Origin of the sequence: Curtobacterium sp. MCBD17_035, from assembly GCF_003234815.2 — a bacterium.
Classification (GTDB): Bacteria; Actinomycetota; Actinomycetes; order Actinomycetales; family Microbacteriaceae; genus Curtobacterium.
Genome location: NZ_CP126279.1, coordinates 1,613,248 through 1,629,706 on the forward strand (window position 1 = coordinate 1,613,248; position 16,459 = coordinate 1,629,706).

Genomic DNA, 16,459 nt, shown 5'->3' on the forward strand with positions numbered 1-16,459 from the left:
CGTGGACACCCTCGTCGTCGCCCTCCGGGTCGCGCTCTCCCTCGGCGTCGTGCTGGCCCTGCTCTGGTTCGTGCAGCGCCGCGTCGCGAAGAGCACGACCGGCTCGTCGCGTGGTCGCGGACGACGCTCGGCGGCGGTCCAGGTCGTCGCGCGCCAGGGGATCGGTGGCAAGGCCAGCGTCGTCGTCGTCGACGTCGAGGGTGAGCGGCTCGTCCTCGGTGTGACCGAGCAGCAGGTGGCCGTGCTCGCCTCCGGGACCGCGCCCGCTGCGTCGGCCGCGGGGTCCGACGCGGGGTCCGACGCGGGGTCCGACGCGACCGACCCGTTCCGGGCGGTCCTGGCGGCACAGGCTGCACCGTCCCTCCCGGCCGCCGCGCAGGCGCTCACCGAGGAGCCGGAGAGCGCCGCACCCGTCCTCCGGGCCCGCCCCCGCAACCGCCGCGCCGCGCACATCGCCGTGCCCACGCAGCAGCAGCTCCAGGGCTCGATCCTGTCGGCGGACACGTGGCGGCAGGCCGCCGCGGCCGTCCGCGCGAGGCGCGCCGGATGACGCTCGTCCCCGGCGGACGCACCCCGCTGCGTCCGCTCGTCCTCGCGCCCGGCGTCGGCCGGGAGGCCCGGAGCAGCCGAGCCCGCGCGGTCCGGGTCGCACGCATCGCCGTCCTGGTCTTCCTCGGTCTCGCAGCGGTCGTCGGCTTCCTCATGCTCACCGCTGGCGGCGCGCACGCCGCCGGCGTGGTCGGGCCGACCGCACCCGCGGCCCCCACCGCGCCCGCGACCCCGTCGACGAACGGCGGCCTCGACGTGTCCGTGAACGGGCCGGACGGCACCCCCTCGTCGGCGGTCGTCACCCTCGTCGGCATCACGCTGCTCAGCGTCGCACCCGCGTTGCTGCTCATGATGACGTCGTTCACGAAGATCTTCGTCGTCCTGTCGATGACCCGGAACGCGCTCGGACTGCAGTCGATCCCGCCGAACCAGGTGATCGCCGGGCTCGCCCTGTTCCTGTCCCTGTTCATCATGGGGCCGATCATCGGGCACATCAACGACGACGCCCTGCAGCCGTACCTCGCCGGGCACATCGACTTCCAGCACGCCGTGGACGTCGGCAGTGCGCCCCTGCGGAAGTTCATGCTCCACCAGACGCGGCAGGAGGACCTGGCGTTGATGACCCGCGCGGCCGGCCGGCCCAACCCGAAGAACGAGGCCGCGGTGGGGATGACGACGTTGGTCCCGGCGTTCATGATCTCGGAGCTCCGCAGCGCGTTCATCATCGGGTTCGTCATCTTCCTCCCGTTCCTCGTCATCGACCTCGTCGTGTCCGCGGCGCTCCAGTCGATGGGCATGATGATGCTGCCGCCGGTGATGATCTCGCTGCCGTTCAAGGTGCTGCTCTTCGTGCTCGTCGACGGCTGGGGACTCATCATCAAGTCGCTCATCGAGAGCTACCAGGTGGTGTCGTGAACCAACAAGCCGTCATCGACCTCGTCCTGCAGGCGCTCATCGTCGCGGGCAAGCTCGCCGCGCCCGTGCTCATCACGTCCCTCGTCGTCGGGTTCGCGATCTCGCTCCTGCAGTCGATCACGCAGATCCAGGAGGTCACGCTCGCGTTCGTCCCGAAGGCCCTCGCCGTCGCCGTCGCGCTCGTCGTGTGCGGCAACTGGATGATCGACGAGATCGTCGGGTTCACGCACTTCCTGTTCGACCAGATCCCGAACCTGCTCGGGAGCTGACGTGGACCTGTCGATCGACTTCGACCAGCTCGAGGGCACCATGCTCGCGGGCGTACGGATGGTGGCGTTCATCGTCATCGCGCCGCCGTTCTCGTACAAGGCGTTCCCCGGCACGGTCAAGGCGATGCTCGCGATGGGCCTGGCGCTCGCGGTCGCGCCACGGGCGGCAGCCCGGTACCACGCGCTCGACACCGGCGCGTTCGTCGTCGCGCTCGTCGTCGAGCTCGCCGTGGGACTGACCCTCGGGTTCCTGGTCTACCTCGTGTTCGCGGCGGTCCAGTCGGCCGGCGCGCTCGTCGACCTGTTCGGCGGGTTCACGCTCGCGCAGGCGTACGACCCGCAGTCCCAGGTGAACGGGGCGCAGTTCACGCGCCTGTTCGAGATGACGTCGCTCGCGCTCCTGTTCGCCTCGGGCGGGTACCAGCTCATCGTGGGCGGCCTGACCCGCTCGTTCGACGCGGTGCCGCTGGCCGGGTCGTTCTCGCTGGCCGACCCGGTGCACGCGATGCTCGCCGGCACGACGCAGATGTTCCTCTCGACACTCCAGATCGCGGGCCCGCTCGTCGTCGTGCTGTTCCTGTCCGACGTCGGCCTCGGCCTGCTCACCCGCGTCGCACCCGCGCTCAACGCGCTGCAGCTCGGGTACCCGATCAAGATCGGTCTGACCGTCATGTTCGCCGGCGCGTTGTTCATGGCGCTGCCGAGCGTCGTGTCCTCGCTCACGGGTGACGCGGTGACCCTGCTGACCGGAGGGCGGTGACCATGTCCGACACCGGAGAACGCACCGAACAGGCGACCGAGAAGCGGATGAAGGAGGTCCACCGCAAGGGCCAGCTCAGCCGTTCGACCGACCTCAGCGCCTGGCTCGGGGTCGCCGCGGCCGCCGTCATGGTGCCGTCCACCATCGCATCGGCCGCCGCAGCGGGCACGGACCAGGTGTTCCGGATCGAGCGGGTGATCGCCCACCCGACGGTGGGCGCCGTCCGCGAGACCATGGCCGCCGACCTCGGCTCGATCGGGTCGACCCTCGCCCCGATGCTCGGCGTCGTCGCGGTCGTCGTGGCGGCCACCGCGATCGCGCAGGGCGGCGTGCACATCAAGCGCATGACCGGCAACTACGAGCAGTTCAACCTGCTCACCGGCATCACCCGGGTGTTCGGCACCCAGGCGCTCTGGGGCGGCGCGAAGGCCCTGCTCAAGAGCGCGGTCGTCGGGCTCGTGCTCTGGGGGGCCGTGCAGGGCCTCGTGCCCGTGCTCATGTCCTCGGGGTCGCTGCCGCTCACCGCGGTGCTGCAGGCCGCCGGGAACGGCGCCGCCACGCTCCTCCGCGCGGCGATCGCGGCCGGCCTGCTCCTGGCGGCGGTCGACGTGTTCGTCGTCATGCGCCGGAACCGCAAGAAGACCCGGATGACGAAGAAGGAGGTCAAGGACGAGCACAAGAGCACGGACGGCGATCCCCACGTCAAGTCGCACCGGCGCTCCCGACAGCTCGCGATGAGCCGGAACCGCATGATCGGTGCGATCGCCACGGCCGACGTCGTCCTGACGAACCCGACGCACTTCGCGGTCGCGATCCGGTACGAGCCGGGCAAGTCGGCACCGAAGGTCGTCGCCAAGGGCGCGGGCGCCGTCGCCGAGGTCATCCGCGACCGTGCCGAGGCGGACCGTGTCCCGATCGTCCGCGACGTCCCGCTCACCCGTGCACTGCACGCCGCGTGCGAGATCGGCACGGAGATCCCGGTCGATCTCTACACGCCCGTGGCCCGGGTCCTGTCGTTCGTCATGGCGCTCCGCGCCCGCGGCGCCGCCACCGGCGTGCACTCGGCCCCGCGTCCCACGACCGCCGACGAGGTCGCCACCGTCATCGCCGCCGACCAGCTCGCCGGGGACGCCCTGCCCCGCCGCATCCGTCATGCCCGGACCACCGAAGGAGCCCCAGCGTGAACCGCAAGGACCTGCCCAAGCTCGCCGTGCCGATCGGCATCGTCGGCATCATCCTGCTGCTCATCATGCCGGTGCCGTCGTTCGTCCTCGACTTCCTCATCATCTGCAACATCCTGCTGGCGCTCGTCATCCTGCTCACGACGCTGTTCGTGCGGAAGCCGCTCGACTTCTCGGTGTTCCCGTCGCTGCTGCTCGTCGCGACGCTGTTCCGGCTCGGACTCAACGTCGCGTCGACGCGACTGGTGCTCGGCAAGGGGTTCGCGGGCGACGTCATCCAGGCCTTCGGGCACGTCGCGGTCTCGGGGTCGGTGATCATCGGCGCGGTGATCTTCATGATCCTCGTCGTGATCCAGTTCGTCGTCGTCACGAAGGGCGCCGAGCGCGTGGCCGAGGTCGGGGCACGGTTCACGCTCGACGCGATGCCCGGCAAGCAGATGGCCATCGACGCGGACCTCAACGCGGGACTCATCACCGACACCGTCGCCAAGGAGCGCCGGGCAGCGGTGTCCGCCGAGGCGGACTTCTACGGCGCGATGGACGGCGCCTCGAAGTTCGTCAAGGGGGACGCGATCGCGGGCATCCTCATCATCGTCATCAACCTGGTCGGCGGCATCGCGATCGGCATGGTGCAGAACGGGCTGTCGATCACCGACGCGTTGGGCAAGTACGGCATCCTGACGATCGGTGACGGCCTCGTGACGCAGATCCCGGCGCTGCTCATGGCGGTGTCCACGGGCATGATCGTCACCCGGTCGAACGCGGACGCCGACATGGGCTCCTCGGCCGCCACGCAGCTGACGCAGTCCCGCAACGCGATCCTCATCGCGGGGATCGCGGCCTGCGGCATGGCGTTCATCCCGGGCATGCCGATCGTCCCGTTCCTGCTCGTCGGGGCGGCGCTCCTCATCGTCGCGTACCGCCTCGGGGTCACGGCGAAGGCCGATGCGGCCGCCGCGGAACGGGCCGAGCGGGCCGCGGCCGTCGCCCCGACGGGGGACACCCCCGAGGACCTCATCGAGCAGATGCGGGTGCACGCGCTCGAGATCCTGCTCGCGCCCGACCTCGTCGACATGGTGTCCGGGGCCTCGGACGACCTGCTCGGGCGCGTCCGCGCCCTCCGCCGCAAGATCGCGGTCGACATGGGACTCGTCGTCCCGCCGGTGCGCACGCGGGACAGCGTCGACCTGCCGCCGTCGACGTACGCGATCCGCATCGCGGGGGTCGAGGCGGGCCGCGGCACCGCGCCGGCACGGAGCGTGCTCGCCCTCGGCGACCAGCTCGACGGGCTGCCGGGGGAGCCGACGACCGAGCCGGTGTTCGGGCTGGCCGGCAGGTGGGTTCCCGCCGAACTCCGGCACGCCGCCGAGATGACCGGCGCGACGGTGATCGACCGCGTGTCCGTGCTCGTCACACACCTGCAGGCGATCATCGGGGACAACGCCGCCCGGCTGCTCACGCGTGAGGACGTCAAGGTCCTGACGGAGGGCGTCAAGCAGACCAACCCGGCAGCGGTCGAGGAACTCGTGCCGGGCATGCTGTCGATGGCCGAGCTCCAGCGTGTGCTGCAGGGCCTCCTGGCCGAGCGCGTGCCGATCAACGACCTCGGGCGCATCTGCGAGGCGCTGACGCTCCGGGCGAAGGTCTCGACGGACCCCGAGGGACTCGTCGAGGCGGCCCGTGCGGCGCTCGGCCCCGCCCTGGCCGCGCGCTACCTCGACGGCAGCGTGCTCCGGGTGATCATGATCGACCCCGGGCTCGAGCAGTCCATGCTCGAGGGGCTCCGCCCCTCCGAGCAGGGCACGCAGATCCTGCTCGACGCCCACCGGGTGGAGCAGGTGCTCGGATCGGTCCGCGATGCCGTGGGCGCCGTCGAGCACCAGGGCCTGTCGGCCGTGCTCGTGTGTGCGCCGCAGCTCCGTCCGGCGATCCACCGCCTGGTGTCCGCCCAGTCCAACGGCCTGCCGGTGCTCTCCTACCAGGAGGCGACCGCCGCGGGCTCCACCATCGAGACCGTGGGAGTCGTCCGTGCCGCCGATCCGATCGCAGCGTAGTGCGCCGACGCTCGACGCCCTGCGCGCCGACGTCCGCGCCGAGTTCGGCCCGGCGGCCCGCATCGTCGCGGCCGAGCGGGTGACGACGGGCGGCATCGGCGGCCTGTTCCGGAAGCACCACTACGAGGCGACCGTCGAGGTGCCGGCGCCCGGCGACGAACCGGTGGCGCGCGTCGCCATCGACGCGGGTGGGCCCCGTCGCGCCGGGATCCTCGCGTTGCTCGAGGACGCCGAGGCCCGGGAGGACCGGCTCGCCGCCGCCGACGCCGTCATGACCCGTCGTGGTCGCCGCGCCGCCGAGGAAGCGCGCGGGTCCCTCCGCCCCGTTCCCGGCATCCCGGCCTCGGGCAGGTCGGTGTCGTCCGGTCCCGGCCCGGCCGGTCCGCTCCTGGTGGGAGCGGACGAGGAGGTCGTCGCGACCCGCTCGGACGCCTTCGCTTCGCTCATGGACGACTTCACCTTCAACGGCCTGGCGCCGCGCGTCCCGCTCGGTGAGGCCCTCGGTGGGGGCGGGACGGCGACGCCCGCGGTGGGTCCGGCCGTTCCGCTGCCGTCCGACCGGGAGGACCGGCTCGTCGAGTCGACGCCCCTCACCCCGGTCGCGGCCGGCGTCGACGGGTTCGTGCAGGCTCCCGTCCCCGACGCGACGGACCGGATTCCCGACCCGCCCGCGGTCCGTCGCGCCGACGGTGACCTCGTGCTCGTCGTGGGCCGGTCCGCGGCGGTGACCGAGGTCCTCCCGGTCGTGGCGACCGCACACGCGCTCCGGATCCTGCCCGTCGAGGACCGGCGATCGGCGATCCTCGCCCGGGCCGCGGGGGTCCAGGAGGGCACGGCGGTCGTGTCGTCGTTCGTGTGGAGCGGTGCGGCGGACGACCCGGAGCGTGCCGCACGACTCGTGGGGATCGCGCCCGACCAGGTGTGGGTGGTCGTGGACGCGGGCCGCAAGCACGACGACACGGCGCGCGAGGTCCGCGCGGTGCAGCGGACGATCGGCGTGACCGGGGTCCTCAGCGTCGGGGCCGAGGACACGACGACGCCGGAGACCGTGCACATGCTCGGGTTCCCCGTGGTCGACGTCCGGAGCTGGCGGTGACCGTCGACGCGATCGGCGCCGTGCCGAGTCCGCACCGGGGGCTCCCCGCGCCCGTCCGCCGATAGGCTGTCGGGATGCTGGTGCTCACACGCAAGATCGGCGAGCGGATCCTCGTCGGTGAGGACATCGTCATCACCGTCCTCGACTCCCGCGGCGACGGCGTCCGCATCGGCATCGACGCCCCGCGCGGCGTCAAGATCCAGCGTGAAGAGGTCGTCGCCGCCGTCACCGAGGCGAACGTCGAGGCGAGCCGGTCCTCCAGCGATGCCGAAGCGCGGCTGCGCGCGGCGCTCGGTGCCCTGGGCGGGGGCGGCGGCGCCCCGGGTGGGGACCGTCGCGGCGACGCCGAGGAGTCTCGCTGAGGCTGCCCCCCGGCTGATCGCGTCAGGCGAGCGCGACCAGCGCTGCGAACGCCCCGGCCCACAGCATGCTCGCGAGCGTGCCGATGATGAACCGTTCCCGGGCCTCCGCGCTGTCGAGCTCCGAGAACCGGCCGAGGCCCTTGATCGCGATCACCGCGGCGACGATCTCGAGTCGACCGACGAGGATCGCCGCGACCACCGCAATGCGTTCGAGGTGACCGATCGCCGCGCCACCGCGGAGGACCTCGTGTCGCTGCCCGTCCCCGCGCTGGTCGAGGATGAGGATGCCCCCGTTGCGCCCGGGCGTCGCGTCGCGGTGCGTCGCCAGGCGGAGCACGACGGCGGTGGCGGGTCCGCCGCCGACGACGCCGAGCACGCTCATGAGCACGGTCATGACGCTCGCGAGTGCCGGGTCGGGGGCGGGGACGCCGACGTGGAACGCGAGCGCGAGTCCGCCGGCGGCGAGGGGCACGACCCCGGCGAGGCCGGCCGCCGTGCGGGGTTCCCGGCCCGAGGTGAGTGCGAGCACGCAGCAGACGAGCAGGACCACGGGGCCGACGATCCAGACGAGGACCTGCGCCGCGGTCATGCCGGCGCTCCGTCCGGTTCCGGGCGGTCCGCGTCCTCGAGCAGCCGGACCAGCGCCGCCCGCACGGCATCGTCCTCACGGAGCCCGGCGGCGGCCGCGCGCTTGCTCGCCGCCTGCGGGCTGATCCCCAGGTGCCGGGCGGCCTCACGCTGGCTCATGCCCTGGTCGAGCAGGTCGGCCAGCTCCCAGCCCTCGGGGGACCGGCGCGCGCGGAGCCGGATTGCCTGCGTGACGAGGGGTTCGACGTCATCGGCGGTGCGGTGCCGGCCCGGCTCGACGGCGACCGCGACGTGGTCGGGCCGGTCCTTGGCGCGCTCGACGGCTTCGCGCGCACGGTAGAACGCGGTCCCGGATGCCGCACGGGTCGCCGTGGGCAACGGCGTCTGGACGTCGCCGATGCCGCACCCGATGCTCCAGTCACCCGCGCGGGCGAGCCGGAAGACGACGTCGAGTGCGGCGCCCGCGTCGGCGGTGGCGATCTGGAGTTCGTCGCCCGCGGTCCGGTCCGCGGGGAGGAGCAACCGGGGCCCCACGGCCGCCCTGATCGCGGCGAGCGCGGCCTCGACGAGGTCGGCTCCGTGTCGACTGTCGATCTGGTCTGCGGTGATGACGTACATGCTCGACCTCCGCGTCAACCCTACGAGGTTGATCTGGTGCCGATCAACCCTGGGAGGTTGATTGCTCCCGGATCAACGCGCCAGGGTTGATCGTTCTGCTCATCGTCGCGGGCGGGGCTCCGCGCCGGGAGTCCGTCCGGCGGCCCGCTCGGCGGCGTACCACGCGCGGGCCTCGTCCTGCCGTCGCGCCTCCGCCCCCGAGGCGATCGGCGCGCGGACGTGGCCGGGCTCGTACCCGAACGTCGCCACGAGGTCCGTCGCCAGCGGCCGGAGTCGACCCACGAGCCGGTCCTTGGTGGCCGAGACGGCAGCGCCCCGCTGCGCGGACAGACGCCCGTGCATGAGGTGCCAGGCGAGGTGCTCCTCGACGAGCCCGAGTCCGAAGCAGTCGCGGAGCCACGTCAGCACCGTCCGCGAGTCGTCGTCGGGGGCGTCGGCGAGCGCCGCCGTGAAGGCGTCCCACTGCATGAGCTCCGCGTGGGCACGAGCGGCCTCGATGAGCTCGTGCTGCTGCTCGTTGAGGAGGCGCGCCTGGCGGACGCGGTCCTTCCCCGCGCTGCGGAGACGCATGCCGATGCCGGCCACCATCGTGTCGACGCGGTCGGCGAGGAGTCGGCGCTGCGTGACCGGGTCCCGGAGGTCCTGCGACGCGCGGCGGACGGAACCGCGGTCGAGCACGGTCTGCCCGACCGCACGGACCCGCGTCACGTCGGCGACCCGGCCGGCGACCCGAGCGGCCACGAAGCGGGCTGCCCCGGCCGGGTCCCGTGGTGCCGCGGCGGCGAAGTCACCGAGCAGGCGCTTGCCCACCAGCTGGAGGAGCACGGTGTTGTCGCCCTCGAACGTCACGTACACGTCGAGGTCGGCCCGGAGGCCGGTGAGCCGGTTCTCGGCGAGGAACCCGGCCCCGCCGCACGCTTCGCGGGCCTCCTGCAGCGTGTCGAGCGCGGCCCACGTGGACAGCGGTTTGAACGCCGCGGCCTGCGTCTCGAGGTCCTCGCGCCGCTCCGGCGTGTCGGCGCGACCGCTGAACACGTCGTCGAAGGTGCGGAGGAGCCGCTCGTGGGCGAACGACTGCGCGAACACGCGGGCGATCCGGGGGATGAGCCGGCGCTGGTGCTGCCCGTAGTCGAGGAGCACGCCCTCCTCGCCCTCGGCGGTCGGGAACTGCCGACGCTCGGACGCGTACGTGACCGCGATCTGCAGCGCGAGCTTCTGTGCGACGACCGCGGCGCCGTCGAGCGACACACGGCCCTGCACCAGGGTGCCGAGCATGGTGAAGAACCGGCGGCCGGGGGACGCGATGGGCGACGAGTACGTGCCGTCCGGCGCGACCGCGCCGTACCGGTCGAGCAGGTTGGTCCGCGGGACCCGGACGTGGTCGAAGTGCAGCCGGCCGTTGTCCACCCCGTTGAGGCCGCCCTTGACGCCGTCGTCCTCGCCACCGATCCCGGGCAGGAACGCGCCGGTCGCGTCGCGGAGCGGCACGTAGAAGGCGTGCACGCCGTGCCCGACCCCGCCCGTGACGAGCTGCGCGAACACCACCGCGGCGACCCCGTGCACCGCCGCGTTCCCGATGTAGTCCTTCCACGCACCCCGGAACGGCGTGTGGATCTCGAACTCCTCGGTCGCCGGGTCGTACGTCGCGGTCGTGGCGATGCTCTGGACGTCGGAGCCGTGCCCCGTCTCGGTCATCGCGAAGCAGCCGGGCACCGTGAAGTCGAGGATGTCGGGCAGGAACTCCTCGTGGTTGTGCTCCGTGCCGAGGTGCAGCACCGCCGAGCCGAACAGGCCCCACTGCACGCCCGCCTTGATCTGCAGCGACGGGTCCGCCGTGGTGAGCTCCTCGAAGGCCGCGACGTTGCCGCCGTGGTTCTCCTGACCGCCGAACGACCGCGGGAACGGACGCTGGATCGCGCCCTGTTCGACGAGCAGCCGGCACTGTGCGAGGGCCCGCTCGCGGTGGTCGTCGACCGAAGCACCCTCGAGGCGGTGCGTCGCCGGGTCGAGCACCAGCGCGCGCGAGATCCGGCGGTCCTCCGCCCAGCGTCCGAGCAGCATCTCGGCGACCCCGGGGACGTCGATGCGCGGACGGGACCGCCGGTCGGCCGCGTGGGGTGACGAGCCACCGGACGCGTCCGGTGTGGGTGCGATGGGGACGTCAGGGACGGCGATGTCGACCATGGACGGGAGGCTATGCCCGCCTCCGCGTGCTCGCCAGCAGCCGCGTGGTCGCCCGACAAGGCCGACCCGGGGGAGTCGACGCCCCTGTGGAGGTTTCCTCCAAGCGGCCTCCGGTGCGGGTCCACAGGATGCAGCCCGTCCGGATGGGGGAGCCGTCCCTCCCGACCGGGTAGCGTTGCGGACGCACCGTTCGGATCTGGAGGACCCCCATGCTCACTGTCATCGCAGTCGTCATCATCGGCATCGGCGTGCTCGGCGGCGTCGGCGTGTGCGCGGCGTTCGGCGCCATGCTCAAGGGCGGCACCGAAGGCCGCAGCTGACCCGACGGGACGCCGTGCCACCATCGGCGCGCCGTCCCGTCGCCGTCCGGGCTAGCGTGGCGAGGAGTCCCGTCCAGCACTCCCTCGAAGGAGCAACCGCGTGCCCGCCTCCACCGTCCGCGTCGGCGTCCAGATCGCCCCGCAGCACTCGCCCTACGCCACCATCCGCGACACCCTCGCCGAGCTCGAGGACCTCGGGGTGGACATCGCCTTCAACTGGGACCACTTCTTCCCGCTGTCCGGCGACCCCGACGGAACGCACTTCGAGGGCTGGACCATGCTGGCCGCCTGGGCCGAGCAGACGACCCGGATCGAGTTCGGCCCGCTCGTGACGTGCAACACCTACCGGAACCCGGACCTGCTCGCCGACATGGCCCGCACCGTCGACCACATCAGCGCGAAGGACGGCGCCGGGCGGCTCGTGTTCGGCATCGGGTCCGGGTGGTTCGAACGCGACTACGCCGAGTACGGGTACGACTTCGGCACGGCCGGGAGCCGGCTCGACGCGCTCGATGCCGCGATGCCCCGGATCGAAGCCCGTTGGGCGGCGCTCAACCCCGCGCCGACCCGGAAGATCCCCGTGCTCATCGGCGGTGGCGGCGAGAAGAAGACGCTGCGCATCGTCGCGGAGCACGCCGACATCTGGCACAGCTTCTCGGACGTCGAGACGCTCGAGCGCAAGCTCGGCGTGCTGCACGAGTGGTGCGAGCGCGTCGGCCGGCCCACCGACGCGATCGAGATCTCGACGGGCGTCGACGTCTCCGGCACGCTGACCGCCGAGCAGGGTTCCGCCCTCGACGCCCAGCACGCCCTCGGGGCACGGCTGTTCACCATCGGGGTGAGCGGGCCGGACATCGACCTGGCGCCGGTCAAGGCGCTGCTCGCCTGGCGGGACGGCGTCAGCGGCTGAGACGAGGCCACCCTGCGGAACGACGAAGGCCCCGGGGACTCCCCGGGGCCTTCGTGGTGGTGGGCGATACCAGACTCGAACTGATGACCTCTTCGGTGTGAACGAAGCGCGCTACCAACTGCGCCAATCGCCCCTGCGCGGCTGCCCGCGCCCATCGATACTACTGGAAGCAGCGCCGTCGTCCTATTCGGCGACGTCCCCGCGCGTCGTCAGCTCGCTGACACGCCCGGCCTGGCTCGTTTTGCGATCCGGGCGGGAGGTCGGATAGAGTAACGGAGTCGCAGCGAGCGGCGGGCCGGAAACGGACCGTCCAGTGGCGGCGATGCGGATGTGGCGCAGTGGTAGCGCATCACCTTGCCAAGGTGAGGGTCGCGAGTTCGAATCTCGTCATCCGCTCGAGTGCAGGATCCCCGGATCCTGAAGGCTCACCAGAGAGGATCCCCACCGATCCGGTGCTCACGGAGACGTGAACCTCAGCACGGTGGGGTGGCCGAGAGGCGAGGCAGCGGCCTGCAAAGCCGTATACGCGGGTTCGAATCCCGTCCCCACCTCGAATTCGTATCGTTCGCAAGGGCGGTAGGAGTTCAACTCTGGGCGATTGGCGCAGCGGTAGCGCGCTTCCCTGACACGGAAGAGGTCACTGGTTCGATCCCAGTATCGCCCACCACGTAGCAGCCCCCGGTTCTCCGGGGGCCCTCTTCGTTTCGCGGTGTGGTCGTGCTTCTCGCTTCATCCCGAGGCACCGTTTGGCACCCCCTGCTGCTGACGTCGCCGGCAAGGTGACGAGAGGGATTCTGCGGTTCACGCAGACGTGCCTCCGCCTCGCCGATCCGCCCCGGCGGATGCCGACGTTCGAATGACGTGCCCGCATCGAGACTGACACCGGACGGGCTCTGTGAGACACGGCGTCCGGGGCATCGTCCGGTCGTGCTCCGTCGTTCGGCGGGGGACCATGCATCGGGCACTGGTCACAACGAGTCGTCGACGACGGGTGCAGCTTGAGCACCGTCGATCACGGTGAGCAGCAACGCGTTCAGCTGAGCACTCTGCGAGGCGTCCAACCCGAAGGCGCTGAGGTCGTTCGTCGCCAGGGCCACAGTCTGTGCCGCATCGAGCGCGGCCTGCCCGGCCGGCGTGATCGCCGCCGGGTTCCTCCGGCCGCGTGCGCGGACACCGACCCTGTGGACGAGGCCGCTTCGCTCCATCCCGTCGAGTACATCGGACATGCTCTGCGGGCGCACGAAGACAGCCGGGTCCGTCGAGGTCCGGTTGACGATCGGCTACCGGACGGCCGACTCTGCCTCTACCCAAGCGTTGCCGATGCACTCGATCTGGTCGTTCACTGTCATACCTGTGACGTCGAGGATGAGGTCTACCGCTGGCGGAGTGGCACTGATTCGGTGCAGTAGCTCGAATTCTTCTTCCGTGATGTAGACCGGACGGGTGGTTGCTCGTGTGCGGGCCTCGTCGAGGGTGATAGCGAGGTGCACGATGAAGCACTCGGGTAGCTGCGAGCGGTACACGGGTAGGACCTCGGAGGTCACGACGTCCGAGGCTGTGACAACAAAGCCGGCGTCGCTGAGGTTTCGCGCGAGGTTCGCAGTGTTGCGGGCCGCGAGCGTGTGCTGCGCCCTTCCGTCCGGGCCGGACCACAGCGTGGAGGCCCCGGCGACGATGAGTTGACGGATGTCGTCACCATCGATGTAGGCGGCTCGCTCCTGAGCGGCGGCGAGAGCCCGAGCGCAGGCGTCTTACCGACTGCCGGGCCGCCCGAGAGGAGTAGTGGTCGCATCGTTGCGTCCTTTCGGCAGCGGATCGATTCAGACTACGACGCGTTCAGGTGCGCGATCGGCTCTCAAGACGCCATCGGGAACGACCTAATCGAGCCGGGAGGGCAGCCGATCGCGGCCCTCCCCGCTCCGATCAGAGCGTCCGGGCGTAGTCGACGGTTGGGTACGGGATGAAGCCGAGGGATTCGTAGAGGGCTCGTGCCGGGGCGTGGAACTCGTCGCCGCCCGTTCCGATGTGCACCACGGTGACCCCAAGCTCTCCGAGCCTTGTCAGTGCCGCGGAGCAGAGCGCTCGCGCGACTCCACGCCGTCGAGCATCAGAGTGGACGGCAACCATCTCCAGTCGGCCGGAGGTCTCACCCGTGGTGTTCCAGCCGACGTAGCCGAGCGGTTTGCCGCGTTCTTCCGCCAGTGTGATGAAGCGGCCCTCCTCGGGAGCGAGCAGGGAGGGGACTTCGTGGCGGTAGTCGTCCTCCCAGTGCCCGTGGTCGTGTGCGGTGACCTCGGCCCGTAGCTGCACGAGGGAGCCGGCGAGGAGAGGCCGGAAGGCCTCGATCGTGAGTGCGGTGAGCGCGGGCAGGTCGAGCGGTGTGCAGTCGCGGATGTGCATGGTTGTGCTTCTTTCGTGAGCAGTCTGAAGGCTCCACGCCCGGGGTTGGGGTGGAGGAGAGCGACGGCCACAGCCGTCCCTTCAGTCGCGCGTGCGCCAGCTCGCGAAGCAGTCCATGTGACCACGGTATCCAGGGGGTCTCAGCCGGGGAAGAGGTGCGTCCTCGCGTGCTCCGGCCACACATCGGCTATCGGGCGGTGGTCGTCCACCTCTGGAAGCGTTGACCAGGAGGGAATCGGCGACCGCACGCCATCGAGTTCTCCTTTGTGATTCCGCAGCAGGAGAAGGTGCTCAGGCTGCAAGAATCGCTGAGTGACCAGGGGTGGCGGGGCAGAGTTTCCGGACGTAGACGTTCGTTTTGAGGTGCAGCCGCGGCGACTTTTCGGGCCGTTCTGGCAGCTACGGGTCGTTGACACCGTCACCGGTGCAGCGATTCCGGTGAGCGGCGGGGCGATGCTCACCGGTTATGGATCCGTTCGTCGCGCCGCGAAGTACTCGACGCTGTATTACCTGAACCGGGAGCGTCGGCGGAACGATCGCGCGGCCCGCCGACGGCAGGCACGGTGAACCGACCGAGTAAGCGCAGCGATCGGGCAGGTGACAGGGATTCCGAGTGGTCGCGTCGGATCGGGCCGGAAGCGACGCGGACACGACGCACGGCCGTGCGGGCGCAACGTTCCGCGCGCGGTGTCCTCATCGTCTACGTCGCGGGCCTGATCATCGTGTTCGGCTCGCAAGGCTTCCGCTCGACCGGGGAACGGACGCTTCCGAACGTGCTCCTGTTCGGAAGCATGATCCTGGTGCTCGCCTGCGAGACCGAGCTGACCATCCGGCAGCAGAGGTCCATGTCGCAGGCGCGGAAACAGGCCAGCGCAGTGCTCACCCGTGGCACCGGTGAGACCCGGAACGTGCTTCCCTCGGACGACTACCTCCTCCAACTGTCACGGTTCGACCAATGGACCGCCCGGTACAAGCTTCGATGGTTCGACGGCACGGTCCCGTCCTCCCGAAGCGCACAGCCGTAAGCGCCGACCTTTCGTCTGGACAGCCGCAGGAAGGCGCGAGTTCCGGTAAGCCATCGGCCATCGGACGCCGCTCGTCGACGCGGCCTACTCCGTAAAACGCGTCAGCCAGCACGTCTGCTCGACGGTGGTCGGAGATGCTGCCACTTCCCTAGGATCGAAGCATGGACCTTGCCGACGTTCTCAAGAGAGTTGAGGCGTCTTACCGCGGCAGTGCGTCGTGGACCGACCCCCATGTTGACCGCGAGGTCGAGGATGCCGAGTACTCGCGGGTCACCGATCCGGACCGCTACCGGATCGTGGGAGCCAGGGCGAGTGCGTGGGAGCGAGCCCTCGTGGACCTGGGCCTCGCCGCCGCTGAGCAGGCACGGCTTCCCGATTGGCCGTACGGCCCGAGGGGCGTCTTCGCGATTCGCCTCCGCCCACGCGTCGCCGACGCGTTGGAACTCCTCGTGGTGCACGGGTCGATGGAGTCAGTGTCCGACACGGTGATCGGCATCGGGATCGGAATCCCACCCGTGATGGTGGCCATGGAGCCCGACTGTGGGTGCGACGCATGCGACTCCGGCTCGGCCGATCTCCTCGACGTGGTCGACCAGGCGTTCGTCGACGTGGTCTCTGGCGAGATCCTCTACGCCGAAGGCGACGGTTGGACGCTCATCGACACTCATGAGCGTTCTCAGTACACCGGCGGCATCAACGCTGCAGCGATCGCCGCTTCGGTCCGGCGTGGTGACCCAGTCGGCATTCGTGCCTTGATCGGTCGGGCTTGGCTCTCTGCAGCGGACCAGTAGGCAGCGTGATCGGCGTCTCGGCAGCCGATCGGCTACCGAACGTTCTGAGCGAGCGTCACCCACTCCTCGTCGCGGACGTAGCCCAGCGCATCGTTCGCGCGGAGGATCGCGACATTGTCCACGGAACCACCTGTGCGAAATCGCGTAACGCCCTCTGCCGCGAGCGTCAGCACAGAAGCCGCCTTCACGGCGATACCCAAACCCCGACCACGCCAGGCTCGGTGGACAACGGTGAAGTGCGTCTCAGCCTCCACTCCGTCGATGTCCACGAAAGTATTGGGCCTGGGTGGGGCCATCATCATCGCAGGAATAACGGTCGGAGCAGCAGCTCCGGCATCGGCGGCCACGGCCGCCGCCACTGGGACCGCAGACGGAGTGGCGCGTGTGGTCGATCGTACGTCCGAAGCGATGCCCGTCGACAGTACCGCGATCCGAAC

General features: G+C 70.8%; 18 protein-coding genes and 4 tRNA genes. 14 read left to right on the plus strand and 8 right to left on the minus strand.

Annotated elements, in window-relative coordinates; genetic code table 11:
- Window position 1 precedes the first annotated feature (1 nt).
- The 8 genes from DEI93_RS07630 (at window position 2) to DEI93_RS07665 (ending at window position 7,186) form a co-directional block, all read left to right on the plus strand.
- The gene (locus DEI93_RS07630) at window positions 2-550 is read left to right on the plus strand and encodes a flagellar biosynthetic protein FliO (RefSeq protein WP_111119057.1); all 549 of its coding nucleotides are present in this window, start codon (window positions 2-4) and stop codon (window positions 548-550) included.
- Window positions 547-1,464: a flagellar type III secretion system pore protein FliP gene (gene fliP / locus DEI93_RS07635; RefSeq protein ID WP_111008968.1), complete on the plus strand. Its 918-nt coding sequence runs from the start codon at window positions 547-549 to the stop codon at window positions 1,462-1,464. The genes DEI93_RS07630 and fliP overlap by 4 nt, the downstream gene beginning before the upstream one ends.
- Window positions 1,461-1,733 carry a flagellar biosynthesis protein FliQ gene (gene fliQ, locus DEI93_RS07640; RefSeq protein ID WP_111008854.1) on the plus strand — a complete coding sequence of 91 codons (273 nt, stop codon included), beginning with the start codon at window positions 1,461-1,463 and terminating at the stop codon, window positions 1,731-1,733. Before fliP ends, fliQ begins: the two co-directional genes overlap by 4 nt.
- A 1-nt stretch (window position 1,734) precedes the next feature.
- Window positions 1,735-2,493 carry a flagellar biosynthetic protein FliR gene (locus DEI93_RS07645; protein WP_258368442.1) on the plus strand — a complete coding sequence of 253 codons (759 nt, stop codon included), beginning with the start codon at window positions 1,735-1,737 and terminating at the stop codon, window positions 2,491-2,493.
- A gap of 2 nt (window positions 2,494-2,495) precedes the next feature.
- Entirely contained in the window at window positions 2,496-3,677 is a 1,182-nt protein-coding gene (locus DEI93_RS07650; RefSeq protein ID WP_111012469.1) for an EscU/YscU/HrcU family type III secretion system export apparatus switch protein, read from the plus strand.
- Window positions 3,674-5,728, plus strand: coding sequence for a flagellar biosynthesis protein FlhA (locus tag DEI93_RS07655; protein ID WP_111012468.1), 2,055 nt, complete (start codon window positions 3,674-3,676; stop codon window positions 5,726-5,728). Before DEI93_RS07650 ends, DEI93_RS07655 begins: the two co-directional genes overlap by 4 nt.
- Entirely contained in the window at window positions 5,703-6,824 is a 1,122-nt protein-coding gene (locus DEI93_RS07660) for a hypothetical protein (protein ID WP_111119056.1), read from the plus strand. The genes DEI93_RS07655 and DEI93_RS07660 overlap by 26 nt, the downstream gene beginning before the upstream one ends.
- A 74-nt stretch (window positions 6,825-6,898) precedes the next feature.
- Window positions 6,899-7,186: a carbon storage regulator gene (locus DEI93_RS07665; RefSeq protein ID WP_111119055.1), complete on the plus strand. Its 288-nt coding sequence runs from the start codon at window positions 6,899-6,901 to the stop codon at window positions 7,184-7,186.
- A 22-nt stretch (window positions 7,187-7,208) separates the two neighbouring features.
- Here DEI93_RS07665 and DEI93_RS07670 read toward each other — a convergent pair whose 3' ends face one another.
- The 3 genes from DEI93_RS07670 to DEI93_RS07680 form a co-directional block, all read right to left on the minus strand.
- Entirely contained in the window at window positions 7,209-7,775 is a 567-nt protein-coding gene (locus tag DEI93_RS07670; protein WP_111072123.1) for a hypothetical protein, read from the minus strand.
- The gene (locus DEI93_RS07675) at window positions 7,772-8,392 is read right to left on the minus strand and encodes a DNA-binding protein (RefSeq protein ID WP_111008860.1); all 621 of its coding nucleotides are present in this window, start codon (window positions 8,390-8,392) and stop codon (window positions 7,772-7,774) included. The genes DEI93_RS07670 and DEI93_RS07675 overlap by 4 nt, the downstream gene beginning before the upstream one ends.
- Before the next feature lie 99 nt (window positions 8,393-8,491).
- Complete coding sequence (locus DEI93_RS07680; RefSeq protein WP_111119054.1) at window positions 8,492-10,576, minus strand: acyl-CoA dehydrogenase family protein; 2,085 nt, start codon at window positions 10,574-10,576, stop codon at window positions 8,492-8,494.
- A 420-nt stretch (window positions 10,577-10,996) separates the two neighbouring features.
- Here DEI93_RS07680 and DEI93_RS07685 point away from each other — a divergent pair, with 420 nt between their 5' ends.
- Entirely contained in the window at window positions 10,997-11,806 is an 810-nt protein-coding gene (locus tag DEI93_RS07685; protein ID WP_111008862.1) for an LLM class F420-dependent oxidoreductase, read from the plus strand.
- 57 nt (window positions 11,807-11,863) lie between these two features.
- Here DEI93_RS07685 and DEI93_RS07690 read toward each other — a convergent pair.
- Window positions 11,864-11,939, minus strand: a tRNA-Val gene (locus DEI93_RS07690).
- A 191-nt stretch (window positions 11,940-12,130) separates the two neighbouring features.
- Between DEI93_RS07690 and DEI93_RS07695 the strand changes: the two genes are divergently transcribed.
- From DEI93_RS07695 to DEI93_RS07705, 3 genes are all read left to right on the plus strand, one after another.
- Window positions 12,131-12,202, plus strand: a tRNA-Gly gene (locus tag DEI93_RS07695).
- A gap of 84 nt (window positions 12,203-12,286) precedes the next feature.
- A tRNA-Cys gene (locus tag DEI93_RS07700) sits at window positions 12,287-12,357 on the plus strand.
- Between the two features lie 41 nt (window positions 12,358-12,398).
- Window positions 12,399-12,473 (plus strand) — tRNA-Val (locus tag DEI93_RS07705).
- Between the two features lie 301 nt (window positions 12,474-12,774).
- On the opposite strand, the gene DEI93_RS07710 is transcribed toward DEI93_RS07705, so the two are convergent.
- The 3 genes from DEI93_RS07710 to DEI93_RS07720 all read right to left on the minus strand — a co-directional run bounded on the left by DEI93_RS07710 (window position 12,775) and on the right by DEI93_RS07720 (window position 14,206).
- On the minus strand, window positions 12,775-13,011 hold the full coding sequence (locus DEI93_RS07710) for a hypothetical protein (RefSeq protein ID WP_146244335.1): 237 nt from the start codon (window positions 13,009-13,011) through the stop codon (window positions 12,775-12,777).
- Window positions 13,012-13,086: 75 nt separating this feature from the next.
- Complete coding sequence (locus DEI93_RS07715; protein WP_111119052.1) at window positions 13,087-13,350, minus strand: hypothetical protein; 264 nt, start codon at window positions 13,348-13,350, stop codon at window positions 13,087-13,089.
- A 379-nt stretch (window positions 13,351-13,729) separates the two neighbouring features.
- On the minus strand, window positions 13,730-14,206 hold the full coding sequence (locus DEI93_RS07720; protein WP_111119051.1) for a GNAT family N-acetyltransferase: 477 nt from the start codon (window positions 14,204-14,206) through the stop codon (window positions 13,730-13,732).
- Window positions 14,207-14,868: 662 nt separating this feature from the next.
- Here DEI93_RS07720 and DEI93_RS07725 point away from each other — a divergent pair.
- Both DEI93_RS07725 and DEI93_RS07730 read left to right on the plus strand, forming a co-directional pair.
- Window positions 14,869-15,231, plus strand: coding sequence for a hypothetical protein (locus tag DEI93_RS07725; RefSeq protein ID WP_111119050.1), 363 nt, complete (start codon window positions 14,869-14,871; stop codon window positions 15,229-15,231).
- Between the two features lie 161 nt (window positions 15,232-15,392).
- On the plus strand, window positions 15,393-16,022 hold the full coding sequence (locus tag DEI93_RS07730) for a DUF6226 family protein (RefSeq protein WP_111119049.1): 630 nt from the start codon (window positions 15,393-15,395) through the stop codon (window positions 16,020-16,022).
- Window positions 16,023-16,054: 32 nt separating this feature from the next.
- Here the strand turns inward: DEI93_RS07730 and DEI93_RS07735 are convergent, their stop codons facing one another.
- Entirely contained in the window at window positions 16,055-16,291 is a 237-nt protein-coding gene (locus tag DEI93_RS07735) for a GNAT family N-acetyltransferase (protein ID WP_146244334.1), read from the minus strand.
- Window positions 16,292-16,459: the final 168 nt, after the last annotated feature.